This is a genomic window from Streptomyces sp. NPDC059443, assembly GCF_042750105.1.
Lineage (GTDB): Bacteria > Actinomycetota > Actinomycetes > Streptomycetales > Streptomycetaceae > Streptomyces.
Genome location: NZ_JBHYVM010000007.1, coordinates 92,428 through 119,119, shown reverse-complemented (window position 1 = coordinate 119,119; position 26,692 = coordinate 92,428). Strand labels below are relative to the sequence as shown.

At 71.9% G+C, this 26,692-nt stretch carries 24 protein-coding genes and 2 pseudogenes; 18 read left to right on the top strand and 8 right to left on the bottom strand.

Annotated elements, in window-relative coordinates; all coding sequences use genetic code 11:
• Positions 1–17 precede the first annotated feature (17 nt).
• From dhaL to ACFXDJ_RS09210, 8 genes and pseudogenes are all read left to right on the top strand, one after another.
• Positions 18–689 (top strand): annotated as a pseudogene (gene dhaL, locus ACFXDJ_RS09245) (dihydroxyacetone kinase subunit DhaL); the annotation flags it as partial.
• Positions 663–1,193, top strand: coding sequence for a PTS-dependent dihydroxyacetone kinase phosphotransferase subunit DhaM (locus ACFXDJ_RS09240; protein ID WP_384848712.1), 531 nt, complete (start codon positions 663–665; stop codon positions 1,191–1,193). The pseudogene dhaL and the gene ACFXDJ_RS09240, both read left to right, overlap by 27 nt.
• 102 nt (positions 1,194–1,295) lie before the next feature.
• On the top strand, positions 1,296–2,258 hold the full coding sequence (locus ACFXDJ_RS09235) for an STM4015 family protein (RefSeq protein ID WP_384654782.1): 963 nt from the start codon (positions 1,296–1,298) through the stop codon (positions 2,256–2,258).
• A gap of 65 nt (positions 2,259–2,323) precedes the next feature.
• Complete coding sequence (locus ACFXDJ_RS09230; RefSeq protein ID WP_384654795.1) at positions 2,324–3,457, top strand: STM4014 family protein; 1,134 nt, start codon at positions 2,324–2,326, stop codon at positions 3,455–3,457.
• A gap of 19 nt (positions 3,458–3,476) precedes the next feature.
• Positions 3,477–4,295, top strand: a complete 819-nt coding sequence (locus ACFXDJ_RS09225; protein WP_384848708.1) for an STM4013/SEN3800 family hydrolase — start codon at positions 3,477–3,479, stop codon at positions 4,293–4,295.
• Positions 4,292–5,641: an STM4012 family radical SAM protein gene (locus ACFXDJ_RS09220; protein WP_384848592.1), complete on the top strand. Its 1,350-nt coding sequence runs from the start codon at positions 4,292–4,294 to the stop codon at positions 5,639–5,641. Before ACFXDJ_RS09225 ends, ACFXDJ_RS09220 begins: the two co-directional genes overlap by 4 nt.
• Before the next feature lie 89 nt (positions 5,642–5,730).
• On the top strand, positions 5,731–6,591 hold the full coding sequence (locus ACFXDJ_RS09215; protein WP_384654801.1) for an STM4011 family radical SAM protein: 861 nt from the start codon (positions 5,731–5,733) through the stop codon (positions 6,589–6,591).
• A gap of 313 nt (positions 6,592–6,904) precedes the next feature.
• Positions 6,905–8,359, top strand: coding sequence for an APC family permease (locus tag ACFXDJ_RS09210; protein WP_384654787.1), 1,455 nt, complete (start codon positions 6,905–6,907; stop codon positions 8,357–8,359).
• Between the two features lie 109 nt (positions 8,360–8,468).
• On the opposite strand, the gene ACFXDJ_RS09205 is transcribed toward ACFXDJ_RS09210, so the two are convergent.
• A complete protein-coding gene (locus ACFXDJ_RS09205) occupies positions 8,469–9,503 on the bottom strand; it encodes an NAD(P)-dependent alcohol dehydrogenase (RefSeq protein WP_384848589.1) in 1,035 nt (344 codons plus the stop codon).
• A gap of 126 nt (positions 9,504–9,629) precedes the next feature.
• Between ACFXDJ_RS09205 and ACFXDJ_RS09200 the strand changes: the two genes are divergently transcribed.
• Positions 9,630–10,472 carry a helix-turn-helix transcriptional regulator gene (locus ACFXDJ_RS09200; RefSeq protein ID WP_384657886.1) on the top strand — a complete coding sequence of 281 codons (843 nt, stop codon included), beginning with the start codon at positions 9,630–9,632 and terminating at the stop codon, positions 10,470–10,472.
• A 42-nt stretch (positions 10,473–10,514) separates the two neighbouring features.
• Here the strand turns inward: ACFXDJ_RS09200 and ACFXDJ_RS09195 are convergent, their stop codons facing one another.
• On the bottom strand, positions 10,515–12,356 hold the full coding sequence (locus tag ACFXDJ_RS09195) for a glycoside hydrolase family 15 protein (protein WP_384657889.1): 1,842 nt from the start codon (positions 12,354–12,356) through the stop codon (positions 10,515–10,517).
• A gap of 169 nt (positions 12,357–12,525) precedes the next feature.
• Here ACFXDJ_RS09195 and ACFXDJ_RS09190 point away from each other — a divergent pair, with 169 nt between their 5' ends.
• Positions 12,526–13,557 (top strand): hypothetical protein, encoded by a 1,032-nt coding sequence (locus tag ACFXDJ_RS09190; RefSeq protein ID WP_384657892.1) that lies wholly within the window; start codon positions 12,526–12,528, stop codon positions 13,555–13,557.
• Between the two features lie 24 nt (positions 13,558–13,581).
• Here the strand turns inward: ACFXDJ_RS09190 and ACFXDJ_RS09185 are convergent, their stop codons facing one another.
• The gene (locus tag ACFXDJ_RS09185; RefSeq protein WP_384657894.1) at positions 13,582–14,157 is read right to left on the bottom strand and encodes a DoxX family protein; all 576 of its coding nucleotides are present in this window, start codon (positions 14,155–14,157) and stop codon (positions 13,582–13,584) included.
• Between the two features lie 122 nt (positions 14,158–14,279).
• Here ACFXDJ_RS09185 and ACFXDJ_RS09180 point away from each other — a divergent pair, with 122 nt between their 5' ends.
• Both ACFXDJ_RS09180 and ACFXDJ_RS09175 read left to right on the top strand, forming a co-directional pair.
• Complete coding sequence (locus tag ACFXDJ_RS09180) at positions 14,280–14,744, top strand: MarR family winged helix-turn-helix transcriptional regulator (protein WP_384657896.1); 465 nt, start codon at positions 14,280–14,282, stop codon at positions 14,742–14,744.
• Positions 14,744–15,040 (top strand): YkvA family protein, encoded by a 297-nt coding sequence (locus tag ACFXDJ_RS09175; RefSeq protein WP_384657899.1) that lies wholly within the window; start codon positions 14,744–14,746, stop codon positions 15,038–15,040. The genes ACFXDJ_RS09180 and ACFXDJ_RS09175 overlap by 1 nt, the downstream gene beginning before the upstream one ends.
• Before the next feature lie 9 nt (positions 15,041–15,049).
• Here ACFXDJ_RS09175 and ACFXDJ_RS09170 read toward each other — a convergent pair whose 3' ends face one another.
• Both ACFXDJ_RS09170 and ACFXDJ_RS09165 read right to left on the bottom strand, forming a co-directional pair.
• Positions 15,050–15,727, bottom strand: coding sequence for a DUF6304 family protein (locus ACFXDJ_RS09170; protein WP_384657901.1), 678 nt, complete (start codon positions 15,725–15,727; stop codon positions 15,050–15,052).
• A gap of 25 nt (positions 15,728–15,752) precedes the next feature.
• Positions 15,753–16,379, bottom strand: coding sequence for an alpha-ketoglutarate-dependent dioxygenase AlkB (locus ACFXDJ_RS09165; RefSeq protein ID WP_384657916.1), 627 nt, complete (start codon positions 16,377–16,379; stop codon positions 15,753–15,755).
• 254 nt (positions 16,380–16,633) lie between these two features.
• Between ACFXDJ_RS09165 and ACFXDJ_RS09160 the strand changes: the two genes are divergently transcribed.
• From ACFXDJ_RS09160 to ACFXDJ_RS09145, 4 genes are all read left to right on the top strand, one after another.
• Positions 16,634–16,966, top strand: a complete 333-nt coding sequence (locus tag ACFXDJ_RS09160; protein WP_384657904.1) for a hypothetical protein — start codon at positions 16,634–16,636, stop codon at positions 16,964–16,966.
• A gap of 6 nt (positions 16,967–16,972) precedes the next feature.
• Positions 16,973–19,516 (top strand): plasma-membrane proton-efflux P-type ATPase, encoded by a 2,544-nt coding sequence (locus ACFXDJ_RS09155; protein WP_384848586.1) that lies wholly within the window; start codon positions 16,973–16,975, stop codon positions 19,514–19,516.
• A gap of 125 nt (positions 19,517–19,641) precedes the next feature.
• On the top strand, positions 19,642–20,844 hold the full coding sequence (locus tag ACFXDJ_RS09150) for a sensor histidine kinase (RefSeq protein ID WP_384848583.1): 1,203 nt from the start codon (positions 19,642–19,644) through the stop codon (positions 20,842–20,844).
• The gene (locus tag ACFXDJ_RS09145) at positions 20,841–21,512 is read left to right on the top strand and encodes a response regulator (RefSeq protein WP_384848580.1); all 672 of its coding nucleotides are present in this window, start codon (positions 20,841–20,843) and stop codon (positions 21,510–21,512) included. Before ACFXDJ_RS09150 ends, ACFXDJ_RS09145 begins: the two co-directional genes overlap by 4 nt.
• A 13-nt stretch (positions 21,513–21,525) precedes the next feature.
• Here the strand turns inward: ACFXDJ_RS09145 and ACFXDJ_RS09140 are convergent.
• The 3 genes and pseudogenes from ACFXDJ_RS09140 to ACFXDJ_RS09130 form a co-directional block, all read right to left on the bottom strand.
• A pseudogene (locus ACFXDJ_RS09140) lies at positions 21,526–22,799 on the bottom strand (alpha-amylase family glycosyl hydrolase); the annotation flags it as partial.
• 26 nt (positions 22,800–22,825) lie between these two features.
• Positions 22,826–24,085: an RNA-guided endonuclease InsQ/TnpB family protein gene (locus tag ACFXDJ_RS09135; RefSeq protein ID WP_384848577.1), complete on the bottom strand. Its 1,260-nt coding sequence runs from the start codon at positions 24,083–24,085 to the stop codon at positions 22,826–22,828.
• 549 nt (positions 24,086–24,634) lie between these two features.
• Positions 24,635–25,024, bottom strand: coding sequence for an RNA-binding S4 domain-containing protein (locus ACFXDJ_RS09130; RefSeq protein WP_384663394.1), 390 nt, complete (start codon positions 25,022–25,024; stop codon positions 24,635–24,637).
• A 135-nt stretch (positions 25,025–25,159) separates the two neighbouring features.
• Here ACFXDJ_RS09130 and ACFXDJ_RS09125 point away from each other — a divergent pair, with 135 nt between their 5' ends.
• The gene (locus tag ACFXDJ_RS09125) at positions 25,160–25,555 is read left to right on the top strand and encodes a molybdopterin-binding protein (protein ID WP_371614568.1); all 396 of its coding nucleotides are present in this window, start codon (positions 25,160–25,162) and stop codon (positions 25,553–25,555) included.
• 126 nt (positions 25,556–25,681) lie between these two features.
• Positions 25,682–26,506, top strand: coding sequence for a molybdate ABC transporter substrate-binding protein (gene modA, locus ACFXDJ_RS09120; protein ID WP_384848574.1), 825 nt, complete (start codon positions 25,682–25,684; stop codon positions 26,504–26,506).
• The last annotated feature ends 186 nt before the right edge of the window (positions 26,507–26,692 follow it).

Genomic DNA, 26,692 nt, shown 5'->3' with positions numbered 1-26,692 from the left:
CCCCAGGAGCCATCCCCATGACCGCCACGCCGGCCGCACCGACCACCCCGACCGCGGCGACCCCCGCGCTGGACACCGCCTACTTCCGCCGCTGGATCGCCGAGAGCGAGCGGCTCGTACGACGGGACGGCGCGCGCCTCACCGAGCTGGACGCGGTCATCGGCGACGGGGACCACGGGACCAATCTGGTACGGGGCTTCGGCGCCGTCGGCGCGGCCGTCGCCGAGCGGCGGCCGGCCACTCCCGGGGCCCTGCTGACCCTGGCCGGCACCACCTTGACGAACACGGTGGGCGGCGCCTCCGGGCCGCTGTTCGGCACCGTGCTGCGCCGCGCCGGCAAGGTGCTCGGCGACACCGGCGCGCCGACCGCCGTGGAGCTGGGCGCCGCGCTCGGCGCCGGGCTGCGGTCGGTGCAGAAGCTGGGCGGCGCCGAGATCGGCGACGCCACGCTGGTGGACGCCCTGGCTCCGGCCGTGGCGGCCCTGTCCGAGGCCGCCGAGGCGGACCGGCCGCTGCGCGAGGCCCTGGACGGGGCGGTCACGGCGGCCCGCGCGGGCGCGGACGCCACCGAGGGGCTCGAAGCCCGCAAGGGCCGGGCCAGTTACCTCGGCGAGCGCAGCATCGGCCACCAGGACGCCGGGGCCAACTCCGTGGCCCTGCTGGTGGAGGCCTTGCGCAGCGCGGTGGACGCCGAGGAGGTCCCGCCGGCGCCCGAGGTCCCGCTCGCGCCCGAGGAGCCGGCCGTCGGGGAGTCCCCGGCGGCGGCCCAGCCGGCCGCGAAGACCCGTACCGGCCGGGTCGGCGTGGTCCTTGTCTCGCACAGCAGGGCGGTCGCGGAGTCCGTGGCCGCGCTGTCGGGCGCGCTGCTCGGCTCGGTGGACCCGGCGCCGCTCGCGGTGGCGGGCGGCACCCCGGACGGCGGGATCGGCACCAGCGCGGAGCTGATCACGGCCGCCGCGCGGACGGTGGACGAGGGTGTGGGCGTGGCCCTGCTGTGCGACATGGGCAGCGCGGTGCTGACGGTGAAGTCCCTGCTCGGCGAGGAGCCTTCGCCGCTGCCGGAAGGCACCCGGATCGTGGACGCGCCGTTCCTGGAGGGCGCCGTGGCCATCACGCTGACCTCGGCGGTCGGCGGCGACATCGAGGCGGTGCTGGCCGCCGCCGAGGACGCCCGGGGCTACCGCAAGCGCTGACGTCCGGCTCCGGCGACCGGGCTGTCGGTGGCACTTGGTAGAACTGTCGTCGGAGGACGGAGGACACCCTTCCGGCCCATCGCCACCTCAGGAGCAGCGCACATGACCATCGGGGAGCACCTGCGTGAACTGGGCGGCCTGCCGGCCTTCGACTTCCCGGAGCCGAAGGACACCCGTGCGCTGCCCGAGGCCGGGTCCGTGGCCTGGCGGATCTCGGTGGACGTGTACGGCGCCGAGGAGGAATGGCAGGAGGTCTTCGCCCGGTTCGCCGACTCCGTGGACACCCGGGCCGTGCGGGCACTGATCGTGGGCGGCTGGTCCGAGGCCTACGACACCTCCAACGACGCCCTGATCGAGGCGCTGGCCGGGGCCGCCGGTCGGTTCCCCGCGTTGCGGGCGCTGTTCATCGGCGACGTCACCTTCGAGGAGTGCGAGATCTCCTGGTTGCAGCAGTCGGACATGGGCCCGCTGCTGCGGGCGTATCCCTCGCTGGAGGAGTTCGGGGTGCGCGGCGGCGACGGACTGCTCTTCCCGCCCGTACGGCACGACGCGCTGCGCGTGCTGCGCATCGAGAGCGGCGGGCTTCCCCGGGAGGCGGTGCGCGGGATCGCGATGAGCGAACTGCCCGCGCTCACCGAGCTCGACCTGTGGCTCGGCACTCCCGAGTACGGCGGGGACGCGGAAGTAGCCGACCTGGAGCCGTTCCTGACCGGCGTCCGGCTGCCCGCCCTGCGCCGGCTCGCGCTGCACAACAGCGAGATCCAGAACGAGATCGCGGGGGCCCTGGCCACCGCTCCGGTCGTCGGGCGGCTGGAGGTCCTGGACCTCTCCATGGGCGTCCTGGACGACGAGGGCGTCGAAGCCCTGCTGGCCGGCGGCCCGCTCACCCACCTCACCAGGCTCGACCTGCACCACCACTACATCAGCGAGCCGCTCCGGGAGCGGATATGCGCGGCGCTGGCCCCGCACGGCGTGGAAGTGGACCTCGGCGACCACCAGGTCCCGGACGAGGACGACGTGGACGAGGACGGGACCGCGTACCGCTACATCGCGGTGGCGGAGTGACGCGTACGGCACCCGCCGCAGCCGCCACACCTGCCTCAGTCACCGCGTCCGCCGTCGGCTTCGCCGTGGTGGGCAATCCGGGCAACCGCCGGGTCGCCCTCTTCCAGGACGCCGTGCGCGCCGCCGGGCTGCCCGGAGCCCGGGTGGTGCCGTGGCTGGACGTCCTGCGCGGCCGGGCCGCCTTCCGGGCGGGCGAGAGCGTACGGATCGACTCGCCCGGCGAGGACCCGGAGGTGGACCGGCTGCTGCGCGGGGTCACCGACACCACGCGGGTCGAGGGAACCGGCCGCTGGTACCGCCGGTTCACCGCGGCCGTGCACGAAGTGGCGGACGAAGTACGAGCGGCCGGCGGGACACTGCTGGGTGATCCGGCGGACCTTGCGGTGCTGTTCGACAAGCGGCTCTGCCACGGAGTGCTGGAGGCGGCCGGCATCCCGGTACCGGCCTCGCCGACCTCGGGCCCGGCCGCCGCGGCCGTCCCCGTGCGCGGCTGGGAGGAGGTACGGGCGGTGCTCGCGCGCCCCGGCTACCGCCGGGCGTTCGTGAAGCTCGCCCACGGTTCCTCGGCCTCCGGGGTGCTCGCCGTCGAAACGGGCGCGGGCGGCCGGATCCGCGCCACCACCTCCGTGGAGCGGGCCCCTTCCGGAGCGCTGCACAACTCCCTGCGGCTGCGCCGGTACGAGGACGAGCGGGTGATCGGCGCGATCGTCGACTCCCTCGCCCCCGACGGCCTGCACATCGAGCGCTGGCTTCCGAAGGCCTCGCAGCGGGGCCGCTCCGCCGATCTGCGGGTCCTCGTCATCGGCGGCCGGGCCACGCACGCCGTGGTCCGCACCGCCGCCGGGCCGCTGACCAATCTGCACCTCGGCGGTGCGCGCGGAGATCTGGCGGCCGCCGTGGCCGCCGTGACGGCGGCGGGCGGCAGCTGGGAGTCGGACGCCCTCGCCGTCTGCGAACGGGCCGCGGCCGCCTTCGCTCGCACCCGGTGCGTGGGCGTGGACCTGCTGCCCGCCGCCGGCTGGCGGAGGTTCGCGGTGGGCGAGGTCAACGCCTTCGGGGATCTGCTGCCCCGGCTGACCGGACTGCCCGGCTCGCCCGCCGAGGGGCTCGACACCTACGCGGCCCAAGTCGCCGCCGTACTACGGGAACCACAGGAACCACAGGAACCACAGGAACACCATGCACCCGCCCATGACTGACTCCGCCGGCGCCCCCGACATGAACGAGGTGGTCGGCCGGGACGACCTGCTACTGATCACCCTCGACACCCTGCGCCACGACGTGGCCGCGCGGCTCGCCGCCGAGGGCCGGATCCCGCATCTGGCGGCGCATCTGCCCGGCGGGGTGTGGGAGCGGCGGCACGCGCCGGGGAGCTTCACCTACGCCTCGCACCAGGCGATGTTCGCGGGCTTCCTGCCCACCCCCGACGGGCCGGGCCCTCACGAGCGGCTGTTCGCCGCCCGGTTCGCGGGCAGCGAGACCACCGCCGGGCGCACCTGGGTGTTCGACACCCCGGATCTGGTGGCGGGACTGGCCGGGGCGGGATACCGGACCGTGTGCGTGGGCGGGGTCGGCTTCTTCAACAAGCTGGCCGCGCTGGGATCCGTACTGCCGGGGATGTTCCAGGAGAGCCACTGGGAGCCGGAGTTCGGGGTGGCTTCGCCGAACTCCTTCGAGGCGCAGGTGGCGTGCGCGGAACGGGTCGTGGCGGGCCTTCCCCGTGACCGGCGGCTCTTCCTCTTCCTGAACGTGTCGGCGATGCACCAGCCCAACTGGTTCCACTCGCCCGCCGGTTCGGCGGCGGCCGGGGACTCGTGGGAGACCCACGCGGCCGCGCTGGAGTACGTGGACCGGCACATCGGGCGGCTCTTCGACGCGATGAGCGCGCGCCGCCGCTGCTTCGCGATCGTCTGCTCCGACCACGGGACGACGTACGGGGACGACGGATACACCGGGCACCGGCTCGCCCACGAGGCGGTCTGGACGGTCCCCTACGCACAGTTCTTCCTGAACCAGAAGGAGCCGACCGGCCGATGAATCACACCGTCCTGAACTCCCCTACTCCATATGAGAGTTACGTCTACGCATATCCGCACAAGACGGCGTACCGCCCGCTGCCCGAGCGGCCCGCGCTGCGCGAGCTGTGGGCGGACCAGCCGAAGGACGCGCTCTCCCTCTACCTGCACATCCCCTTCTGCGAGGTGCGCTGCGGGTTCTGCAACCTCTTCACCCGGATCGGCGCACCGGAAGGCCTGACCACGGCGTACCTCGACGCGCTGGAGCGGCAGGCGACGGCGGTCCGCGAGGCGCTGGGCCCCGACGAACCGGTGCGGTTCGCGGCGGCGGCCTTCGGCGGCGGGACTCCGACCTTCCTGACGGCCTCCGAGCTGGAGCGGCTCTGCGACATCGCGGAGAAGCGCGCGGGCGCCGATCTACGGGCGGTCCCGCTGTCGGTGGAGGCCTCCCCGGCCACCGCCACGGCGGACCGGCTCTCCGTCCTCGCCGACCGGGGCACGACCCGGCTGAGCCTGGGCATACAGAGCTTCGTGGCCGAGGAGGCCCGTACCGCGGTGCGGCCGCAGAAGCGCGCCGAGGTGGAGGCGGCGCTGTCTCGGATCCGGGACGCGTCGATCCCGGTCCTGAACATCGACCTGATCTACGGCATCGACGGGCAGACCGAGGAGAGCTGGCGGTACTCCCTGGACGCCGCCCTCGCATGGCGGCCGGAGGAGCTGTACCTGTACCCGCTGTACGTACGGCCGCTCACGGGCCTGGGTCGCCGGCCGAACGACTCCCCGGCCGCCTGGGACGAGCAGCGGCTGCGGCTCTACCGGGCGGGCCGGGACCACCTGCTGGCCGCCGGGTACGAGCAGGTGTCGATGCGGATGTTCCGGCGCCCGGACGTGCCGGCGCAGGGCGCCGGGGGCCCCGCCGACCACGCCTGCCAGACGGACGGCATGGTCGGGCTGGGCTGCGGGGCGCGCTCGTACACGGCCGAGCTGCACTACTCCTTCGACTACGCGGTGGACATGCGGCAGATCCGCACGATCGTCGACGACTACGTGGACCGCCCGGAGGCGGACTTCGCACGGGCCGACCACGGCCGGTGGATCGACGCGGAGGAGGCCCGGCGACGGCACCTGCTCCAGTCCCTGCTCCAGGCGCGGGGCATGCCGGTGGCCGACTACCGGGGGCGGTTCGGGACCGGCCCGTGGGAGGACTTCCCGGCGGAGCTGGCGGCTTTCTCGGAGCGGGGGTGGCTGGTGGACGACCCCGCGCTGCTGCGGCTGACTCCGGAGGGGCTGGCGCACTCGGACGCGGCGGGCCCGGCGCTGTTCTCGGCGGACGTACGGGCCGCGATGGCCGCGTACGAGCGCAAGTGATGGCGCCGCAGGCGCCGGGGACGGCCTCGCGGGCACCCGGCCCCGGCGCGGCCCTGGAGGCGCCCGGGACGGCCCTGGAGGCGCCCGGGATGGACCTGACGGTCCTCTACCGGGGCCCGCTCGCCTCCTGCGACTACGACTGTCCGTACTGCCCCTTCGCCAAGCGGCGCGACAGCCGCGAGACGCTGACGGCCGACCGGGCGGCGCTGGAACGGTTCACCGGGTGGGCGGCGGGGAACTCCGCCGACCGGCTGTCCGTCCTCTTCACCCCGTGGGGCGAGGGCCTGGTCCGCTCCTGGTACCGGCGCGCGCTGGTGGAGCTGTCGCACCTGCCGCACGTCCGCCGCGTCGCGATCCAGACCAACCTAAGCGGGCGCACCGGCTGGACCGCCGAGGCCGACCTGGACACGCTCGCGCTGTGGTGCACGTACCACCCGGGGCAGACCCCGTACGACCGCTTCCTCGGCAAGTGCCGGGACCTGGCGGCCGCCGGGGTCCGGTTCAGCGTGGGCGTGGTCGGCCTGCCCGAGCACCTCGCGGAGGCCCGGCGGCTGCGGGCCGCCCTGCCGGCCGGGGTGTACCTGTGGATCAACGCGGCCGAGGGCCACACGTACACGGACCCGGAGGCGGCCGACTGGACGGCCCTGGACCCGCTCTTCCCGTTCAGCCGCCACCCCCACCGCTCGGCGGGCCTCCCGTGCCGTACGGGCTCCTCGGTGATCTCGGTGGACGGCGCGGGCACGGTCCGCCGCTGCCACTTCGTGAAGGCGGAGCTCGGCAACCTCTACGACGGCTCCTACCGCACCGCCCTGCGCCCCCGCCCCTGCCCGCTGGCCGTCTGCGACTGCCACATCGGCTACGTCCACCTGGAGACGCTCCCGCTCTACGACACCTTCGCGGGCGGCGTGCTCGAACGCGTCCCGGCCCCCGGCCGTGGCGACCGGATGTGATGACCGGATGTGACGACCGGCCGTGGTGACCGAACGGCGGCAGCTTGGCAAAGCCGAAGGAATTTTCCCCGCGATCACCTGCGGTTATCGCACATGGTGATTGCTCAGCATTTACGCGGTCTTAACGCCGGATAGGGCAACCGGCAGGTGCACGGACGATGGAATCCGTATGTGAACAGCTCTTGACCTGCGGATCTCGTGGAGCTTCCATGACGCTCCGGGAGCCACCGAAACACCTCATGCTCACCACCGCCTCGGAGGCGATACCGCTCCCGCGCTCACTCACCGCATCTGCCGATCGGAACACCGCACGATGTCTGACACGATCAGCGCCCCTCAGGCCCTCGCCCCCGCGACGGGGCCCGTCCCGCAGAAGCTCAAGCGTTCCATCGGCGTGGTCGGTGGCACACTGCTCACGCTGTCGTGCGTGACGCCCGCGTCGACCCTCTTCGTCGTCGTGCCCGACCTGTTCTCCAGCCTCGGCACGTGGACCGCCCTCACCATCGCCATCGGCTCGCTGCTCTGTATCGGCGTCGCGTTCTGCTACTCGGAGCTCGGCACCCTCATCCCCAGCGCCGGCGGCGAGTACGCGATGGTCTCCACCATGTCGGGCCGCCTCGCCGGCTGGCTGGTGTTCGTGCTGTCCCTCCTGGTCGTGATGATCGTGCCGCCCGTGATAGCCATGGGCACCGCAAACTACCTCTCCCCGCTGGTCGACATCCCGGCCCCGGCCGCGGGCGCCGGCGTGATGCTGCTCGCCACCCTCGCCGGTCTCCTCGACCTGCGGGCGAACGCCTGGATCACCGGCATCTTCCTGGTCCTGGAGGTCGTGGCCGCCGCGCTCGTCGCCGTACTAGGCTTCGCCCACAGCGAGCGGGGCGCGGGCGCCCTCATGCACGGCTCGGCGGCCGTGGAGGGCGGCGGCATCTCGACCGTCACCGCGGGGATGGTCATCGCCGGTCTCGCCACCGCCCTGTTCATCACCCAGGGCTTCTCGACGGCCGTCTACCTCTCCGAGGAGCTGGAGAACCCGCGCCGCAACGTGCCCCGGACCGTGCTCGCCACCCTCGCCATCTCCTCCGCCGTCATCCTGGTCCCGGTCATCGCCATCACCATGGGCGCCCCGGACCTCTCGGCGCTGGCCTCCGGTGACATCGGCGCGATGGTGACCGCCTGGTCCAACTCGGCCGTCGGCACCTTCGTCAGCCTCTGCGTGGCCCTCGCCATCGTCAACGCCGGCATCGTCATGGTCATCCAGAACTCCCGCGTGCTGTTCGCCTCCGCCCGCGACAAGGCCTGGCCCGCCCCCGTCAACGCCGCGCTCTCGCGCCTCGGCCGGTTCGGCTCCCCGTGGGTGGCCACCCTGCTCGTCGGCGTCCCGGGTGCGCTGATGTGCTTCGTCAACCTCGACACCCTCTACGGGGTCACCGGCGTCTCGGTGACCGGCATGTACCTGCTGGTCGCGGTGGCCGCACTGGCCAGCCGGCGCGGTGCGCACCGCGAGCGCTCCGCATGGCGGATGCCGCTGTGGCCGGCCGTGCCGATCCTGCTGATCGTGGTGTTCGCGTACATCCTGACCCAGCAGGAGACCCAGTACCTGCTGTGGACCGGCGGGATCACCGCCTTCGCGACCCTCTACTGGGCGCTGTACCTGCGGCCGCGCAAGGACACCCGCTGGCTGGTCAGCATCCCCGAGGACGACGAGGACCAGGCCGACGGGACCCCGGCCGACTCGAACCCGGCCGCGGCCACGGTCGCGGCTCTGTAAGGTCCCACGGCAACGGGACCGCGCGCGGTCCCACAGGATGCGGAGCCACAAGGCTGCGGGGCCACAGGTCTGACCTGTGGCCCCGCAGCCGTTCCCGCCCCGTGCGGGGTCACTCCCCGATCCGGATCACCACCTTGCCGAACGGCGCGTCCCCCGCGTATCCGCGGTAGGCCTCGCGCGCCTCCTCGAAGGGGTGCACCCGGTCTATCAGCGGGCGCAGCCCGCTCGTCGCGATCGCCGCGTTCATCGACTCGAACTGGGTGCGGCTACCGACGAACACCCGGCGGATCGTCGCCAGGCTCGACGCGTACGCGGCGTGCGAGATCTCGATCCCGGACCTCGCGGCGCTGGCGGTGACCAGCAGGGCGATCTGCCCGTAGAGCGAACTGGCCCGGACCGACTGCTCGATGGTGTCGGGGCCGCCCGTCTCCACCACCAGATCGGCGCCGAGGCCCCCGGTCAACTCCCGTACTTCAGCTCCCCATTGCGGGGTCCGTGCGTAGTTCACGACCGCGTCGGCCCCCAGCGCCTTCAGCCGGTCCGCCTTCTCCTCGCTCGAAGTCGTCGAGATGACCCGGCAGCCCAGCAGCTTCGCGAACTGCACCGCGAAGAGCGCGACCGGACCGGTGCCCAGGGTCAGTACGCTCTGCCCCGGCAGCGGCGCCCCGCCCTCCCCGCCGGTCAGCGCGTTCCAGGCGGTGACCGCCGCACACGGCAGGGTCGCCGCCTCCTCCCACGTCAGGTGGTCCGGGACGCGGACCGCCCACTGCTCGTCGAGCACGGCGTACTCCGCGAGCATCCCGTCGAAGGTGCAGCCGGGCTGGCCGACGAGCTCGGGGGTGATCCGGCCGTCCCGCCAGTGCGGGAAGTAGGCGCAGGACACCCGGTCCCCGACCGCGAACCGGGTCACCGCCTCCCCCACGGCCACCACTTCGCCCGCGCCGTCGCTCAGCGGGACCACCCCGGGCGTGGCGGACAGCGGGTAGCGCTCGTGCAGGATCAGCAGGTCGCGCTTGTTGAGGGAGGCGGCCCGGACGCGGACCACGATCCCGGTCGGCCCGGCGGGAACGGGGCGGCTCGGGCCGCCGTCCCTCAGGACGATCCCCTCGATCGTGCCGAACGTCTCCAGGTGGTACGCGCGCATTTCCGCCTCCGGGCCGGTCGTCTTCGTCTCAGATCCGATGACGCCGATCCTCCGGCGCAGGGACACGCGCGGCAATTCCCTGCGGGGAATGGAGACCTCCGCCGGAACGGCGGCTAGAAAGGCTCCATGGCCACCACCACGACAACAACCACCACCACAACCGCAGTCGTGCCGTCCCCGTTCGCCCGCGAGGTGCGCCGACGGCGGGCGCTGCGGCGGATGAGCCAGCTGGAGCTGGCCACCCTCGCCGGAACCACCCAGCGCCACCTCAGCTTCATCGAGAACGGCCGCTCGATGCCGGGGCGGGAGATGGTGGTGCGGCTGGCCGAGTCGCTGGGACTGACCTTGCGGGAGCGCAACTCCCTCCTGCTCAGCGCCGGTTACGCCCCCGTGTACGTCGAGTCGGCACGGGACGCGGAGAGCATCGAGCCCGCCATGGAGGCACTGCGGTCCATCCTGACCGGGCATCTGCCGTACCCGGCGGTGGTGGCCGGACCGCGCGGGGAACTCGTCCTGGCGAACGCCGCGTTCGGCGTCCTCACGGAGGGCGCGGCCGCACACCTGCTCACACCGCCCGTGAACGTGCTGAGGCTGGCCCTGCACCCGGAGGGCCTGGGGCCGCGCGTGGTGAACCTGGCGGCCTGGGGGCGGCACATCACCGAGAGCCTGCGCGCACGGGCCGCGGCCCACCCCGACCCCGTACTCGAAGCGCTGACCGAGGAGCTGACCGGCTACCTCCCGGCGACCGCCCCCGCCCCGGTCGAGCACCTCGGCTTCGCCGTACCCCTACGGCTGCGCACCGCCGACGGGGAGCTGCGCCTGCTGACCACCCTGACCTCCTTCGCGACCGCCGTGGACGTGACCTTGGCCGAGCTGCACCTGGAGGCGTTCCTCCCCGCCGACGCGGCCACCGCCGAGCTCCTGCGACGCCGCGAGGAAGCCCGGACGGCGACCGGCGCCCGCCGCTAGCCTCTGGCCGGGGCCGGGGCCGGGGCCGGGGCCGTCTGCCGTTCAACCGCCGCTGTTGGGCCGTCCCTTCGGCGCGCAGGCCCCCATACCGCCCCCGCTCAGCGTCAGCGCCGTGTTCACCAGCCCGACGTGGCTGAACGCCTGGGGGAAGTTGCCGAGTTGGCGGCCGGCGACCGGGTCGTACTCCTCGGCGAGCAGCCCCACGTCGTTGCGTACGGCCAGCAGTCGCTCGAAGAGTTCCCGCGCCTCCTTCTCCCGGCCGGTCACGTGCAGCGCGTCGGCGAGCCAGAACGAGCAGGCGAGGAAGGTCCCTTCGTCCCCGGGCAGCCCGTCCACGGAGGGCCCCTCGGTGCTGTAGCGGCGGACGAGCCCGCTGCCGCCGAGTTCCGCGCGCACCGCGTCGACCGTGCCGATCACCCGGGGATCGTCGGGCGGCAGGAAGCCGACGCGCGGGATGAGGAGGGTGGCCGCGTCCAGTTCGCGCGAGCCGTAGTACTGGGTGAAGGTGCCCCGTTCGGCGTCGTAGCCGTTCTCGCACACGTCGCGGTGCACCGATTCCCTCATGGTCCGCCAGCGTTCGACGTCGCCGGGCAGTGCGGGGTTGAGTTCCAGCGTGCGCACCGCCCGGTCCGCGGCCACCCACGCCATCACCTTGGAGTGGGTGAAGTGGCGGCGCGGGCCCCGCACTTCCCACAGACCCTCGTCCGGGCGGTGCCAGTTGTCGGCCAGGAAGTCGAGGAGGGCGAGCTGGATCCGCCAGGAGTGGTGCTCGGCGGGCAGTCCGTTGGATCTGGCGAGGTAGAGGGAGTCGAGGACCTCCCCGTAGACGTCGAGCTGGAGCTGGTCGACGGCCGCGTTGCCGACCCGGACCGGCGCGGAGGCCGCGTACCCCTTCAGCCAGGACAGCTCGCTCTCCGGGATCCGCCGCTCGCCCGCGATCCCGTACATGATCTGCAGGTCGGCGGGGTCGCCCGCGATGGCCCGCAGCAGCCACGCCCGCCACGCACGGGCCTCTTCGAGGAAGCCGGTGGCCAGCAGGGAGCCGAGGGCGAGGGTGGAGTCGCGGAGCCAGCAGTAGCGGTAGTCCCAGTTGCGGACGCCGCCGAGCTCCTCGGGCAGGGAGGTGGTCGCGGCGGCGGCGATCCCGCCGGTCGGGGCGTAGGTGAGGGCTTTGAGGGTGATCAGGGAGCGGGTCACGGCCTCCCGGTAGGGGCCCTCGTACCGGCACTGGGAGCTCCACTCCCGCCAGTCGGCGAGGCTCTGTTCGAGAGCGGCGTACGGGTCCAGGGGCTCGGGGCGCGGTTCGTGCGAGGGGTGCCAGGTGAGCACGAAGGCGACGCGCTCGCCGGCGGCGACGGTGAACTCGGAGCGGGTGCTCAGGTCCTCGCCCCAGGTCCGGACGGGAGGCTCGCTGCGCAGCCACACGGAGTCGGGTCCGGCGACGGCGACCCGGTCGCCCTCGCGGGCGCCCTCGCACCGGCGGACCCAGGGGATGACGCGCCCGTAGTCGAAGCGCAGGCGCAGGGTGCTGCCCACGGTGGACACTCCGCCGAGCCCTTCGACGATCCGCATCACGTCGGGGGCGGTGTCGCGCTGCGGCATGAAGTCGGTGACCTTGAACGAGGCGCCGCCCTCGGTCTCCCAGAAGGATTCCAGGACGAGCGTGCCCTCGACGTAGGCCCGGCGGGTGCAGCGCGCGGAGTCGGGCGCCGTGGCCGGGGCGATCCGCCATTGGCCGTTCTCCTGGTCACCGAGGAGCGCGGCGAAACAGGCGGCCGAATCGAAGCGCGGCAGGCACAGCCAGTCGATGGACCCGTCGCGGCCGACCAGTCCACTGGTCATCAGGTCGCCGATGAGTGCGTAGTCTTCGATGGGTTGTGTCATTTATGCCCCTTTCCCCCGAATGCCGCAACTCAATCGGCCCATACGGGTCAGGGATCCTGCGGCTGCCCGTGGCGACGGGGGCGGGCCCCGTGTCGGTCCTGAGCGGCCGGGTTCTGAACGGGCCTTCGGGGGTCGGCCGGTTGTCAGTGCCTCCTTTTACATTGGCGCCATGGAGATCACCGAACGGACGCTCGCAGAGGCCTGGCGGCGGAGGGCCGCACAGAACACCCTGCTCAACGAGGTCGGGCTGCCGCCCGTGGCGCTCTCGTACGACGAGCTGGAGGAGTGGGCCGAGCGGGCCGGGGAGGTTGGGGACGACGACCTGCGCCTCCTCCTGGACGAGAACGGCACGGTGCGCGGCCATCACGGTCCCTACCGGGAGGTCTTCGCCACCCGCGACCTCGAACAGGCGCTGTACCTGATCGCCGAGGCCGCGGTGCGGCGGCGCGGCGGCGGCCCCGGGGAGGTGGCCGACGCCCTGGACCGGATCGATCCGGCGTGGGGTAGACGGTTCCGAAGTGGCGGCCTGGACGACGCGGGCACGGTCGGGGCGTGCGGGCGCGACCCGCTGGAGGGGCTCGCCTGGATAGCCGGGTCCTGGCGCGAGCAGGCCCCGTACACGACCCTCGCCTTCTTCCGCGCGGCACCCGGGCAGACCGTCCCCGCCGAGCGGCTGGCCCTGCTGTTCGGGGCCGATCCCGGGCAGGTCGCGGCCGGTACGCGCCTGAAGGACCTGCGGGCCATGGACGGCGGGGAGACGTACTGGGACCGCCAGTGGGAGAGCTGCTGTTTCGGGCAGGCGGGCGAGTGGACGTTCCTGCTGTACCACGACACGCCGGCGGAGTCCTTCGCCGACGGTGAGGGGTTCGCGGCGCTCGGGATCAAGGAGAGCGTGTGGCTGACCGCCACCTCCGCGAAGGCCATCTACACCTTCGACTACATGCGGGACGGCCGCCGCATCGACGACGACTGGGGCGTGCTGGAGCTGATCTGGTACGAGCGCGGCCGCGCCCCTTATCTGCGGGGTGGCGAGCTGGACTTCCTCAACCGGGCCGTGCGCCGTGCCGAGCTGGACCACCCCGAACTGACCAGCACCTTCGAGCTGTACTTCCACGCCCTGGAGGAGTCCCTCGGCCTGCGCCTGCCGCGCCCGGACTTCGCGGAGGGGGAGGTGCTGGCCGCGTACTGGGCCGGGAAATAGCGGCGCCCACCACGCGCAGACGGCCTAGTTCCGTACGAGGAGCAGCGCGCCCGCGGTCACGATGCCGAGGCCGACGGCGAGGGCGCCGTGGGCGAGGCGGTGGCCGCGCAGGACGGGCAGGAAGCGGTCGACCGCGTACCGGCCGGGGCCGGTGAGCGCGAGGGCGGCGGCGCCGACGGTGAGCAGGATCTCGTACTCGACGCCCTTCGGGGCGAAGAACGAGCCGGCTCCGTGCACGGCGACCGCGTTGATCATGGTGCCGACGAGGGCGGCCCCGGCGAGCGGGGTGAGGAGCCCGGCGACGAGACCGAGCCCGCCGAGGGTCTCGGTCAGGCCGGCGAGGACGGCCATGGCGTCGCCCGCCGGGTAGCCGCTCGCGGTGAAGAACTGGCCCGTGCCGCTGATGCCGCCGCCGCCGAACCAGCCGAAGAGCTTCTGGGTGCCGTGGGCGGCCATGGTCAGGCCGAGGACGACGCGCAGGAGGAGCAGGCCGACGTCGTGAGCCGGGGTGGAGAGGGCGGGGAGGGCGGTGAGGGCGGTTGTGGGTGCGGCCGGTGCGGCGGCCTGCGACTTCGTCGTGGTGACGGAGGGGCTGGTCATGGGGGAGGTCCTTCCGGTCGGGCGGCCCGAGGGGCAGGTTGTTCAAATTCGAACCACTCGCCCGACCCTAACCTCGGATCCTCCCTTGATTCAAATTGGAACCACACATGTAGGCTGACTCCATGGCTGAAACGAGATGGCTGGACGACCGCGAGATGCGCGCCTGGCAGGGCTTCCTGGCCGCTTCCGCCCTGGTCAACCGCCGCCTCGACCAGCAGCTCAAGGACGACTCCGGACTCTCCCACCCGCAGTACGAGATCCTCGTACGACTCGCCAGGGCGCCGGAGGGCGAGCTGCGCATGACCGAGCTGGCCAACGGGCTGATCAACTCCAAGAGCGGGCTGACCTACCAGGTCACCCAGATGGAGAAGTCGGGCCTGGTCCGCCGCCGCACCTGCCCCTCCGACGTCCGCGGGGTCTACGCCGTGCTCACGGAGGCCGGCCGCGCCCGGCTGGCGGAGGCCGCGCCGGGGCACGTGACCACGGTCCGGGAAGTCCTGGTGGACGTACTCACCCCGGAGCAGCTGGACGCGCTCGCGGAGGGACTCGGCGAGGTCAGCCGCCGACTGCGGGCGCAAGGCGCCTGATGGACGCGACGACCGCCTGGCTCGCCGTGGCGGCGGTGGTCGCCGCCGGGCTGGCGGTCACCGCGGCCGTTCTCCTCGTACGGGTCTTCGCGGCCCGGCGGCTCCTGCGCGACGCGGGAATCCCCCTGCGCGACAAGGCCCTGTTCTGGGCCGCCGTGGTGTACACGGTCTCACCACTGGACCTGATCCCCGACCCGGTCTACCTGGACGACATCGGCATCCTCCTCCTGGCCCTCCGCTCCCTGCACGCGGCGGCCTCGACGGCCCGCCGACCGAAGGAACTCGACGCGGCATAGCCCCCGCCATCAGCCCCGGTAACCGGTGTTGGGGGCTCGGCGCTCGTACTGGTCGCAGAGGAAGGTCTCCTGCACCCAGCCGGAGGAATCGGGCAAGACCTCGAAGAGGTCCCGCTTGGTCCGCACCGCGCGGTACGCGTCCTTGCTGTCGCGGAAGCAGGCCATCGTGCCGATGAGGCCGCTCCCTGCCGGGCTGTAGTCCGAGAAGGCACAGGTGATGCAGGCCTGGAGGTGTACTCCCTCGGCCAGTTGACCTTGCAGGTCCAACAGCGCGTCCTCCATCCACCCGTGGGCCTTGACCGTCCCGATGGTCCCAGTCGGCAGATGCAGGGCCAACTCCACCCCGGTCGAGTCCACTCCCCCGCGAGGCTTCGGGTCGCCCAGGAGCAGCCGGACGCCCAGGTCGACGGTCCCCGCCTCGGCTCCCGTGACCTCCACCGGCATCCGCCACTCCACAACACACGAGGCCAGCCCGCCGTCCGCGAGATCGGGCGGCCGCACATGCCCTTCAGGGATGGGCTCCGCAGGCTCCAACCCATCCAGCCAGGGCCCCTGGAACCGGTTCCCGCGCAGCGCGAGCGAGAAGTGCTGCCCGTCGTTGACGAGCACGGTCTCGAACCGGCCCCAGCGGTCGTGGACCACGGCCGGGTACTCCTGCGGAGAGTCGTACGTGAATTCGGCGGTCATCGCGCCAGTATCGGCGGCCCTCGTCTCAGCGCACCCCGCGGGTGCGGTACTGGATGCTGATGCGGGGGCCCACCGCGCGGGTGGTTTTGGGGATGGCGTGTTCCATCGTGCGCTGGCAGGAGCCGCCCATCACGACCAGGTCGCCGTGGCCCAGGGGGAGCCTGAGCAGGGTGGGGCCGCCTTCGCGGGGGCGCAGGGTCAGGTCGCGGGGGTCCCCGACGGAGAGGATGGCGACCATCGTGTCCTCGGTCGCCGAGCGGCCGGTGCGGTCGCCGTGCCAGGCGACGCTGTCGCGGCCGTCGCGGTAGAGGCAGAGGCCCGCGGTGGTGAAGGGCTCGCCCAGCTCGGGGGCGTAGTGGCGGCTCAGCCGCTCGCGCGCCTCGGTGAGGGCGGGGTGCGGGAGCGGGTCGCCTTCCCCGTAGAAGGCGAGCAGCCGGGGCACGTCCACCGTGCGCTCGTACATCTGCCGCCGCTCCGCGTGCCACGGCACGTCGGCGGCGAGTCGTTCGAACAGCGCGTCGGCGCCCGTCAGCCAGCCCGGCAGGTGGTCCACCCAGGCACCGGCGCCGAGCTCCGTGCGGCGCGGAGCCAGTCGGGGGCCGAGCCGGATCTCGTCGCCCTGGTCGAAGAGCGAGCCCTGGAGTGCGTGCATGCCGTGCATGGGTCCAGCGTAGCCTCCCTCACTCGAACATGTGCACGAATGAAAGGGATGGAGGGACGTTCACTTCCGATTACGAAATGTCCCGAGATGGTCGGCGGAAGACTCATGAAGAAAGGTCATTCACGGCCTCCACCAAGCTTTCAACGGGCGTTCCCTGGAAGAGGTCGGAGTGAGACCGGGCACCGGCCCCGTGTACCGCAGCAACCGCGGACGAGAAGTCCAGAACCGGTCATGAGGAAGACGCGATGAGCGCAATCGACGAATTCATCTCCCGCACCGCCCCCGAGGCCGTCCACGAGTCCTACGCCTTCAGCTGCCTCGACTGCGGGTACGGCTGGGAGACGCAGTACGACGTCCGCCACTACATCGACGGCACCGGCATCCAGCGCACGCTCTGCACCGTGGACGGCGACCGCGTCCCCTCCCCCCTGACCCGCTCCGCGTGCGCCGCGTGCGGCAGCTCCGTCATCCGCATCCTGCGCGCCGGAACGGTCTCCCACGCACGCACGGCGATGACCAGTGGCGCCCGTCCGATGGAGCTCCCCTCCTTCTTCTCCCTGCTGCACGGAAGCAAGTGACCTGCCTTGAGCACCGACATCGTCCCCTCCGCCCCCACCGTCCCCGCGACGCCCGCCGCCCTCTCCCCCTCGGCCGGAACGGCCGGAACGGCCGAAGCGGAGGAGCCCGAGGATTTCGAACCGCCGGCCTCCTGGCCGGACGGGCTGACCACCGCCGAGGCACACCGCCTCCTGCGGGAACACGGTGCGAACGAAATCGCCGAGGAGCACAAGAACCCGCTTCGGGAGTTCCTCGGCTACTTCTGGGCCCCGATCCCCTGGATGATCGAGACGGCCCTGATCCTCTCGATCGTCGTCCGGCACTGGGTCGACGTGATCATCATCGGCGTCCTGCTCCTCGTCAACGGAGTCGTGGCCTTCCTGGAGGAGCACGAGGCGGCCAACGCCATCGCCGCCCTCAAGCAGCGCCTCGCCACCGAGGCCCGCGTCCTGCGCGACGGGGTCTGGCGTACGGAGGCCGTCCGCGAACTGGTTCCGGGTGACATCGTCCGGGTCCGGCTCGGGGACGTGGTTCCCGCCGACGTACGGGCCCTCGGCTCCGGCACCCTCGACGTGGACCAGGCCGCCCTCACCGGCGAGTCCCTCCCCGTGGAGCGCGGCCGTGGCGAAACCCTGTACTCGGGCTCGGTCATCGTGCGCGGCGAGACCGACGCCGTGGTCGAGGGCACCGGCGCCAACAGCTTCTTCGGCAGGACCACCGCCCTCGTGGGCGAGGCCGGGACGGTCAGCCACCTCCAGCAGGCCGTCCTGAAGATCGGCAACTATCTGATCCTGCTGGCCGTAGCCCTGGTCACCCTCACGATCGTCGTCTCGGTGGCACGCGGCAACCCGGTGCTCTCCGTCCTGGAGTTCGCGCTCGTCGTCGTCATCGCCTCCGTCCCGGTCGCGCTGCCCGCCGTCATGTCCGTGACCCTCGCGGTCGGCGCCCGCAACCTCGCCAAGCGGGGCGCCGTGGTCTCGAACCTGCCCGCCGTCGAGGAGCTGGGCAGCATCGACGTCCTCTGCTCCGACAAGACCGGCACCCTCACCGAGAACCGCCTCGCGATCCTGGACCCCTGGGTCCCGGACGGCATCGGCCAGGACGACCTGCTCGGCTCCGCCGCGCTGGCCTCCCGCGCCGAGAACGGCGACCCGATCGACCGCATCGTCATCTCCACCGCCACCGACCGGCTCGCCGACCGTGACGCTGGCTGGGACACCGGCTGGGCGCACGGCGTCCAGGTCACCGACTTCGTCCCCTTCGACCCCGTCACCAAGCGCACCGAGGCCACCGTCGGCTTCGGTCCCGGCCCCAACCCCGCCCCCGGCACGTACCACGTGAGCAAGGGCGCCCCGCAGGTCATCGCGCGGCTCTGCGACGGCGACCCGGCCGCCGAGCACGTCGCCGCCATCGCCGACTCCTTCGCCGCCCGCGGCTTCCGCTCGCTGGGTGTGGCCCGCACCGACGAATCCGGTGCCTGGCGCCTGCTCGGCATCCTGCCCCTGGCCGACCCGCCGCGCGAGGACACCGCCGACACCGTGGCCGCCGCGAACGAACTGGGCGTGTCCGTCAAGATGGTCACCGGCGACCAGGTGGCGATCAGCCGTGAGCTGGCCCGTCAGATCGGGATGGGCGACAACATCCTGAACACCCACGCGCTGGACGACGGCAAGCCCGAGGCGGAGCTCGCCGAGCTCGTCGAGATCTCGGACGGGTTCGCGCAGGTCTTCCCGGAGCACAAGTACCGCATCGTCAAGATGCTCCAGGAGCGCGGCCACATCGTCGGCATGACCGGCGACGGAGTCAACGACGCCCCCGCCCTCAAGCAGGCCGACGCCGGCATCGCCGTGGCCGACGCCACGGACGCCGCGCGGGCCGCCGCCGACGTGGTGCTGCTGACCCCGGGCCTGTCGGTCATCTCCCACGCGATCGGCCAGGCCCGGGAGATCATCCAGCGGATGGTCAACTACGCCACGTACCGCATCACGGAGACCATCCGGGTCCTCGGTCTGATCACCCTGACGATCGTCGCGTACAACTTCTTCCCGGTCACCGCGATGATGATCGTGCTGCTGGCGCTCCTGAACGACGGCGCGATCCTGACGATCGCCTACGACAAGGTCCGCGGCTCGCACCGGCCCGTTACCTGGGACATGCGCAGCGTGCTGACCGTGGCCACGGTGCTGGGCGTGGTCGGTGTCGCCGAAACCTTCCTCCTCTTCGTCCTGGGCCGTGACGTCTTCCACCTGAGCGACGGTCTGATCCACTCGCTGGTCTACCTGAGCCTTTCGGTCTCCGGCCAGCTGACGATCTTCGTGACCCGCACGAAGGGCCGGTTCTGGACCTCCCCGGCCCCGGCCAGGCCGCTGCTGATCGCCGTCTGCACGGCCCAGGCCATCGCCACCCTCGTCACCGTGTTCGGTGTGGGCATGACCCCGCTCGGCTGGGGCTGGGCCGCCGCCGTCTGGGGCTACGCGCTCTGCTGCTTCCTCCTGGAGGACCAGCTCAAGCTCGCCGCCCACTGGTTCCTGGACCGGCGCCGCAGCGTCGGCGCCGCCACCGCCCGCTGACCGGAGCCGCCCTCCGCGAGTCCCGCCCGGACCGGTTCCGGGCGGGACTCCCCCCGTGTCGCGCGCCGGGCGGGGGCCGGTCCCGATGGCAGGGTGCTCATACAGCAGGTCAGGAAGGAGGAGCCGTGGAACGGACCGCAGCCGCCCGCGCGCCGCACCGGTACGCCCCCGTCACCTGGGACCGGATCACGGCCGCCGCGTGCCTGCTGGTCACCGTCCCCTTCGAGGTCTACGCCGAACTGGACCACGAGTCCTGGGCCAGCCACCCCGTGCCGCGCTGGCTCGGCATCCTCGTCTCCTGCGCCGCGCTGCTGTGGCGCCGCACCCGGTTCCCGGCCGCCGCTCTCGTGGTGCTGGTCGCGACCGCGCTCAGCGCGAAGTTCACCGCGCTGTTCTTCCTCGCCTACGCCGCCGGCCGCCACCATCGCCCCGGCTACGCCTGGTGGTTCGGGGCGGCGGCCACCGCCGAGCTGATCACGCTGAGCGCGCTGGGCTCCGGCCCGCCGCTGGTACGGGACAACTCCCCTTCCAGCCTCGCCCTGCTCGCCTCGGCCGTGTTCATGACCGTCATGGTCGGTGTGACCCGCGGCCGGCACATGGCGGACCGGGCTCGCGCCGAGCAGGTGGCCCGGGAGCGGGCGGCCGAGGCGGTCAACGCCGAACGGCGAAGGCTCGTACGGGAGTTCCACGATCTCCTCGGCCATGACGTGGCACTGCTGAACATCCTGGTCGAGTCCCTACGGAGCTCCGTGGGCGGCCGTGACGAAGCGGCGGACGGGCTGCTCGACGCGGCGCAGCAGCAGTGCCGGGCGGCCTCGGACCATCTGCGGGGCATGACCGCCGTACTGAGGCTGCGCGAGCTGGAGACCGAGGCCCTGGAGACCGGCGCCGCCCCCGGCCCCGATCCGGCGGCCGCCGAACTCGACGCCCTGGGCCGCTCGCTCGACAGCGTCCGGGCGGCGGGAGTCGACGTACGGCTCGCGGACGGCTTCGCCAAGGGCTTCGGCCGGCTGCCCGCGGCCCACCGGGAGGCCGCCCGCCGGGTGGTCACCGAGGGCCTGACCAACATCCTGCGGTACGCGCCCGGTTCGGCCGTACTGCTGACCCTGCGGGCGGGCCCGGCCGACTGGACCCTCGACGTCCGCAACGGGGCGGCGGGCACCCCCGTACGGTCGCTCGCGCCGGGCACCGGTCTCGGCCAGGCCGGGCTCCGCGGCCGGCTGGAGTCGCTCGGCGGCGGGCTCGAAGCCGGACCGGTCACCGACCCCGGCGGCGGCTACCTGCTGCGCGCCCACGCCACCTACCCGCACGAAGGAGGAGAGCAGTGATCCGAATCGTGATCACCGATGACGAGGACGTCATCCGCGCCGGACTGAGGACCATCCTCACCGTCCAGGACGAGATCGAGGTCGTGGGCGAGGCGAGCACGGGCTCCGAGGCCCTGGAGGTCGTCGCGGAGCAGGTCCCCGACGTCGTCGTGCTCGACCTGGCCATGCCGGACGGACTGGACGGCGCCGAGACCGCCCGGCTGCTGCGCGAGGGCCACCCGGGCCTGGGCATCCTCATCCTGACCACCATCGCGGACGAGGAACAGGTGGCCAGGGTCTGGCGGGCGGGCGCCGACGGCTACCTGCTGAAGACCGCCTCGGGTGAAGAGATGCGCAAGGCCGTGCACAGCGCGGCCGGGCACCGCGCCGTGCTCAGCCCCGATGTGATCTCCAGCGTCATGAGCCGTTTCGCCACTCACCACCACCCGGCGCCGACGCCCGAGGTCATGGAACACATCCACGCCCTCTCCCAGGGCGAGCTGCGCTGCGTGGTCGCGCTCGCCGACGGACTCGGCAACCGGGAGATCGGCGAGCGCCTCGGCCTGGCCGAGGGCACGGTCAAGACCCATCTCTCCCGCGCCCTGCACAAGTTCGGCCTCGACAACCGCACCCAGCTCGCCCTCCTCGCCAACGACCAGCGCGAGCTCCTGACCGGCCTGCTCAACTGACGGGTCCGCTCGGCTACTTCAGGTAGGGGCCGGCGGTGCCCACCCTGCCGGGGCCGCGTTGCGGCCGCCGAGGTCCAGCACGTAGACCCGTAGGTTGCCCTTGCCGGGGGCGGCCACAGACAGCCTGCCGTCGGAGACGGTCCGCACGTCGCCGGTGACCGCGTCCTTGTAGGTGCCGTTGGGGATGCCGGTGTACGTGGCCTCGCCGGTGACGGCAACCAGGGCGAAGCTGTCCACCCCCGTGGCGGCGTCGGTGTAGCGGCGCTTGAAGGCCATCCCGCCCGAGATCCCTTCGGTGGAGTACTGGCCCATCTGGAGCGCCGGGACGGCCCGACGGATCTCGTTCAGCCGCTGGAGGTGCTTGACCAGCGGCGCTTCGAGGGTGGCGGCGACGGGTCCGGTGGCGGACGCGACCTTCGAGAAGCCGGAGGCGGTGATCGAACCCGCGATCTTGTCCCCGTAGTAGGCCCGGCCGGTGGTGGCGAGCGGGCAGGTCGGGCCGCAGTCGATCTGCTTTCCAGCCTGGAACTCGATCTCCGAGCCGTAGTACAGGGTCGGGATGCCGCGGAAGGTCCACATCAGGGCCATGTTCTCGGCCCAGGCGTCGGTGCCGCCGGCGTAGCGGGTGGAGGACTTGCCGGGGCCGAAGTCGTGGCTGTCGACGTAGACGACGTTGTAGGTGGCGTCGTTGTAACTGTCGTCGGAGTCCTTGCCGTTCTGGAAGGCGTTGTTCGCGTCCCCGAAGTTCATGTGCATGCGCATGTCGATGACGTTCATGCCGGAGAACATGCTGTGGTCGGGGGCGTGGTAGAGGTTGCCGCTGAGGAAGGCGTTGGTGCTGGTCGGCTGCTTGGCCGGGTCGTTGTCGGTCGTGTACTGCTGGACGGCGGCGGTCGCGTCGTCGGCGCTGTACGTCGCGGACTCCTTCCACGTGTAGTACTGGGCGGACTGGTTGGCCGATTCGCGGTTCCACTTGTCGTTGACGAAGGAGCCGACCTCGCCGAAGACGTAGAAGTCGTTCGCCTTCTGCGCACCGAACTGCTGGGCCACGCGCTGCTGGATGGCGGGCAGGAAGTGCCGGTTCCAGGTGACGCGGGGGATGTGTACGGCCGTGTCGATGCGGAAGCCGTCGACTCCCATGTCGATGTACTTGTCGTAGGCGCCGATCAGGTAGTTCTGGACGGTCGGGTTCTCGGTGTTGAAGTCGGCGAGGTCCTCGTGGATCCAACAGGAACGGGCGTCCTCACCCTCCCAGTTGCCGATCCAGCACTGGTGTTGAAGTGCTCTCCCGGCCAAGGCCAGGAGATTCCTGCCTACCTTGCGGTGGCGGGCTTGACGCGCTTGGCGCGCCTGGCGACTGCCCTCCCGGCAGCCGGGATGAGCGTGAGGCCCATCCGGTACAGGTGCAAGACGTTGCGGGCCGCGTTGTGGTCGGCGTTGCCCGACCACCCGCAGTCCGGGTTCTTGCACACGAACACGGCCTGGGACTCCCTGCTGCCGGGCGTCGTGAAGCCGCACGCTGAGCAGCGTTGGGATGTGCCGGGGGCCGGGACCTTGTGCAGGGTGCCGCCGTGCCGGGCCGTCTTGTACGTCAGCATGGTGACCGTCCGGCCCCATGCCTCCCCGCTGATCGAGCGGTTCAGCCCGGATCTCTGTGCGACGTTCCTGCCCGGCCGGTCCACCGTGCCCTTGACGGACTTGATCATGTTCGCGATGGTGAGTGCTTCGACCACGACGGCGCCGTAGGCGCGGGCGATCGCGGTGGTCGTCTTGTGCTGCCAGTCGATGGCTCTGCGCTTGGCTTTCGCGCGGAGTCCTGCGATCTGGTCGTAGGTGTGGTGCAGCCGGCGGCTGGTGTGTTCGCCGGGCCTGCGGTGCTGCTTCCGCCGTGCGGCGCGCTGCTCCAGGTGTAGGAGCTTGGCCTGTTCCTTGCCGGTCAGCCACTCGTCGTGCTCGTACGTTTCCCCGTTCGAGAGGACGATGGGCATGGTGACGCCCACGTCGATGCCGACGTCTGGCCCCTGACGGGGTGCGGGCTCGGCCTCCAGGATCTGGATGCGGAAGGCGATGTGCCAGCCGAGCGCGTCCTTGACCAGCCGCGCCCCGGTGATCCGGTTCTCCACATTGGCACGCGCGCCCACCGGCAGGTTCTTGGTCCACCGGAACCGGACCCGGCCGATCTTCGGCAGGTTGACCATGCCCCAGCGGCGGTGCACGCGGATGATGTTCAGGTCCCGGCCCTGCGGAATGTCCACGGACATCACCGTGCGAATGCGGCCCTTGAAGTTCGGGGTGTCGGCACGACCGTCCCAGCAGTTCTTCCACGCCTGGAAGTACGTCTTCAGCACCGCTTGCGCGGCCTGCGCGGGCAGGACGGCGAGAAAGTCGATGTCTTCTCGGGCGTGGCGGATCGCGGCGTCCGCGTTCGTCAGTGTCCGCTTGTCTTTCGGCATCATCTGCCACCAGGCGTGCAGCAGATTCCACATCGTGCGGGCCGCGTGCGCCTGGTTATCGCTCTTCACCACCTCGGCAGGCGACAGCGCAAGCCGGGCACGGTGCGCTGCAACCCTCATCCCGATGTCAGAGCTGGTCACAATGTTGTCTACAACCTGAACGTTTGCTTGGTTTTCGCCACCAAATACCCGCGAAATGCGCTCACCGACGCCTTCACCCCACCGTCGCCGTGCTGTCGGATGCCGCCGCACCGGCTGTCATCGCCGTGTCCGTTGTCGTCGCCGCGGCAACGGACACGGCATGTGGGGCCGCCGGCAGGGCGGTCGCCAGGCACCCCCCGGCGACGGCCAGGGCCAGCGCCGCCGAGCGCCCTCTGAGGCGTGATCGCGTACGTGATCTCAAGGTCTGCTCCTCGAAGCGGGGCCCAACAGCCCTTCGGCTCCACGGCATTGAAAACTTGCCGCAAGGTTTTGCGCGAGGCTACTGGCCATGTCACCAGCACGTGAAGCCCTCGTGAACCAGAAATGTCGCGGCCTTGCCCCCCGCTGCCCGCCCCGGCCCGCCCTTATCGGGAGAAGGTGAGCAATCCCTTGCAGAAAATTCTGAAAACGACGAAGCCCGGTCCGGCTGCGTGCCGGACCGGGCTTCGACTGCTTGCGCCCCTGCCGCTAGCGGCCGCCGCGCAGGTTCTGGATCTCGCGGCGTTCGCGCTTCGTCGGGCGGCCCGCGCCGCGGTCGCGGATGCCGACCACGGCCGCCTCCACGGGGGTCGGCGGCGGCGGGCTGTTGTCGATCATGCATTCCGCGGCGACCGGAGGGCCGACCCGCTTCGTCACCGGGCGCTGGACCACCACGATGCGCTCCCGCCCGGCATGGAAGAGGCGCACCTCGTCCCCCGCCCGCACCGACTGCGCCGGCTTCGCACGCTCACCGTTGACCCGCACATGGCCCGCCCGGCAGGCCGCGGCCGCGATCGCCCGCGTCTTCGTCAGCCGGACCGACCAGATCCACACGTCGACCCGCGCCGATCCCGTCCCCGTGGTTCCCTCTTCAGCCATGCCCCCGACTTTAGCGATCCGGACCGGCGAAAGCGGAACGGCTTTTGGCTGTTGCCACAAGGCGGGTAGCATCTGCCATGTAGTACATCCCAATGGAATTGCAAATGCCGGACAGGTGCCCCTACCTTGTCGCGTATGCAGTCCTACACCATCGGTCAGGCGGCACGCCTGCTGGGCGTCAGCCCGGACACCGCACGCCGCTGGGCCGACGCCGGCCGCGTCGCGACCCATCGCGACGAGGGCGGCCGCCGTCTGATCGACGGCCGCGCCCTGGCCGCGTTCTCCATCGAGGTGGCCCAGGGGGCCCACACCGAGGACGGGGAGACCTACACCTCCGCGCGCAACGCGTTCCCCGGCATCGTCACCGCCGTCAAGCTCGGCGATGTCGCCGCGCAGGTGGAGATCCAGGCGGGTCCCCACCGCTTGGTCTCCCTCCTCACCCGTGAGGCCGTCGAGGAGCTCGGCTTGGAGGTCGGCATGCAGGCCACCGCCCGCGTGAAGTCCACCAGCGTGCACATCGACCGCGCCTGAGGCGCACCCCCGCACTTCCGCTCAGCACGACGCGTCCCCACCCGCTCCGCCCGTCACCGGCGCGGGTCACCACCACGCGGAACCGGCACCAGGCCGGCCGCCGACCCGACCGAGGAGCACCAGCCCATGTCCCCGATCCTGCCCCTGAATCGCCGTACCGCCGCCTTCGCCCTGACCGCCGCCCTGCTCGTACCGGCGCTCGCCGCCTGCGGCAGCAGCGACGACAAGAAGACGGACGCCGGCGCCTCCGCGAGCGCCTCCGCCTCCGCCTCGGCCGAGCCGAAGGCCGCGAACCTCACCGTGCTCGCCGCCTCCTCCCTCACCGACGTCTTCAAGACCGCGGGCGCCGCGTACGAGAAGTCGCACCCGGGCACGAAGGTCACCTTCTCCTTCGCCGGTTCGCAGGAGCTCGCCGCCCAGGTCAAGCAGGGTGCCCCGGCCGACGCGCTGGTCACCGCCGACACCAAGACCATGGACGGCCTGAAGGCCGAGACCAACGACCCGGCGATCATCGCCAAGAACCGTCTGGTCATCGCGACCGGCAAGGGCAACCCGTTCAAGATCGCCGGCCTCAAGGACCTCGCCGACACCAAGATCAAGGTCGTGCTGGCCGCGCCCGAGGTCCCCGTAGGCCGCTACAGCAAGCAGATCCTCGACGCGCAGAAGATCGAGGTCAAGCCGGTCTCCCAGGAGCCGAACGTCCGCGCCGTCCTGAGCAAGGTCGAGCTGGGCGAGGCGGACGCCGGTCTCGTCTACAAGACCGACACCCTCAAGTCCGGTGACAAGGTCGCCGTCGTGGACATCCCGGACGCCGAGAACGCCGTGGCCTCCTACCCGGCCGCCTCGCTCAAGGGCTCCAAGAACCCCGAGGCCGCTGCCGCGTTCGTGGCGTGGCTGAGCACCCCGGAGGCGCAGAAGATCCTCCAGGACGCGGGCTTCCAGAAGGCGTAACGCCGACTGGGTCCGGTGATGGAGAGGGGTTGCCCGGTCCGGGGGGACGGGCAGCCCCTCTCCGCATGTCCGGGCGGGCGCCCCCCGGGTGTGCCCCGTCCCCCGGGCCGCCCCACTACGCGGGACCCCGCCGCCCCCCCGTCCCCAGCCACGGACCCGCTATTTGGAGAGTCCGGACACACCCCG

Bases quoted from the DNA above. Each gene is read 5' to 3' on its own strand.
- ACFXDJ_RS09235 (WP_384654782.1), top strand. From the start codon at position 1,296: ATGACCATCGGGGAGCACCTGCGTGAACTGGGCGGCCTGCCGGCCTTC.
- ACFXDJ_RS09225 (WP_384848708.1), top strand. From the start codon at position 3,477: ATGAACGAGGTGGTCGGCCGGGACGACCTGCTACTGATCACCCTCGAC.
- ACFXDJ_RS09220 (WP_384848592.1), top strand. From the start codon at position 4,292: ATGAATCACACCGTCCTGAACTCCCCTACTCCATATGAGAGTTACGTC.
- ACFXDJ_RS09215 (WP_384654801.1), top strand. From the start codon at position 5,731: ATGGACCTGACGGTCCTCTACCGGGGCCCGCTCGCCTCCTGCGACTAC.
- ACFXDJ_RS09210 (WP_384654787.1), top strand. From the start codon at position 6,905: ATGTCTGACACGATCAGCGCCCCTCAGGCCCTCGCCCCCGCGACGGGG.
- ACFXDJ_RS09205 (WP_384848589.1), bottom strand. From the start codon at position 9,503: ATGCGCGCGTACCACCTGGAGACGTTCGGCACGATCGAGGGGATCGTC.
- ACFXDJ_RS09200 (WP_384657886.1), top strand. From the start codon at position 9,630: ATGGCCACCACCACGACAACAACCACCACCACAACCGCAGTCGTGCCG.
- ACFXDJ_RS09195 (WP_384657889.1), bottom strand. From the start codon at position 12,356: ATGACACAACCCATCGAAGACTACGCACTCATCGGCGACCTGATGACC.
- ACFXDJ_RS09190 (WP_384657892.1), top strand. From the start codon at position 12,526: ATGGAGATCACCGAACGGACGCTCGCAGAGGCCTGGCGGCGGAGGGCC.
- ACFXDJ_RS09185 (WP_384657894.1), bottom strand. From the start codon at position 14,157: ATGACCAGCCCCTCCGTCACCACGACGAAGTCGCAGGCCGCCGCACCG.
- ACFXDJ_RS09180 (WP_384657896.1), top strand. From the start codon at position 14,280: ATGGCTGAAACGAGATGGCTGGACGACCGCGAGATGCGCGCCTGGCAG.
- ACFXDJ_RS09175 (WP_384657899.1), top strand. From the start codon at position 14,744: ATGGACGCGACGACCGCCTGGCTCGCCGTGGCGGCGGTGGTCGCCGCC.
- ACFXDJ_RS09170 (WP_384657901.1), bottom strand. From the start codon at position 15,727: ATGACCGCCGAATTCACGTACGACTCTCCGCAGGAGTACCCGGCCGTG.
- ACFXDJ_RS09165 (WP_384657916.1), bottom strand. From the start codon at position 16,379: ATGCACGCACTCCAGGGCTCGCTCTTCGACCAGGGCGACGAGATCCGG.
- ACFXDJ_RS09160 (WP_384657904.1), top strand. From the start codon at position 16,634: ATGAGCGCAATCGACGAATTCATCTCCCGCACCGCCCCCGAGGCCGTC.
- ACFXDJ_RS09135 (WP_384848577.1), bottom strand. From the start codon at position 24,085: ATGAGGGTTGCAGCGCACCGTGCCCGGCTTGCGCTGTCGCCTGCCGAG.
- ACFXDJ_RS09130 (WP_384663394.1), bottom strand. From the start codon at position 25,024: ATGGCTGAAGAGGGAACCACGGGGACGGGATCGGCGCGGGTCGACGTG.
- ACFXDJ_RS09125 (WP_371614568.1), top strand. From the start codon at position 25,160: ATGCAGTCCTACACCATCGGTCAGGCGGCACGCCTGCTGGGCGTCAGC.
- modA (WP_384848574.1), top strand. From the start codon at position 25,682: ATGTCCCCGATCCTGCCCCTGAATCGCCGTACCGCCGCCTTCGCCCTG.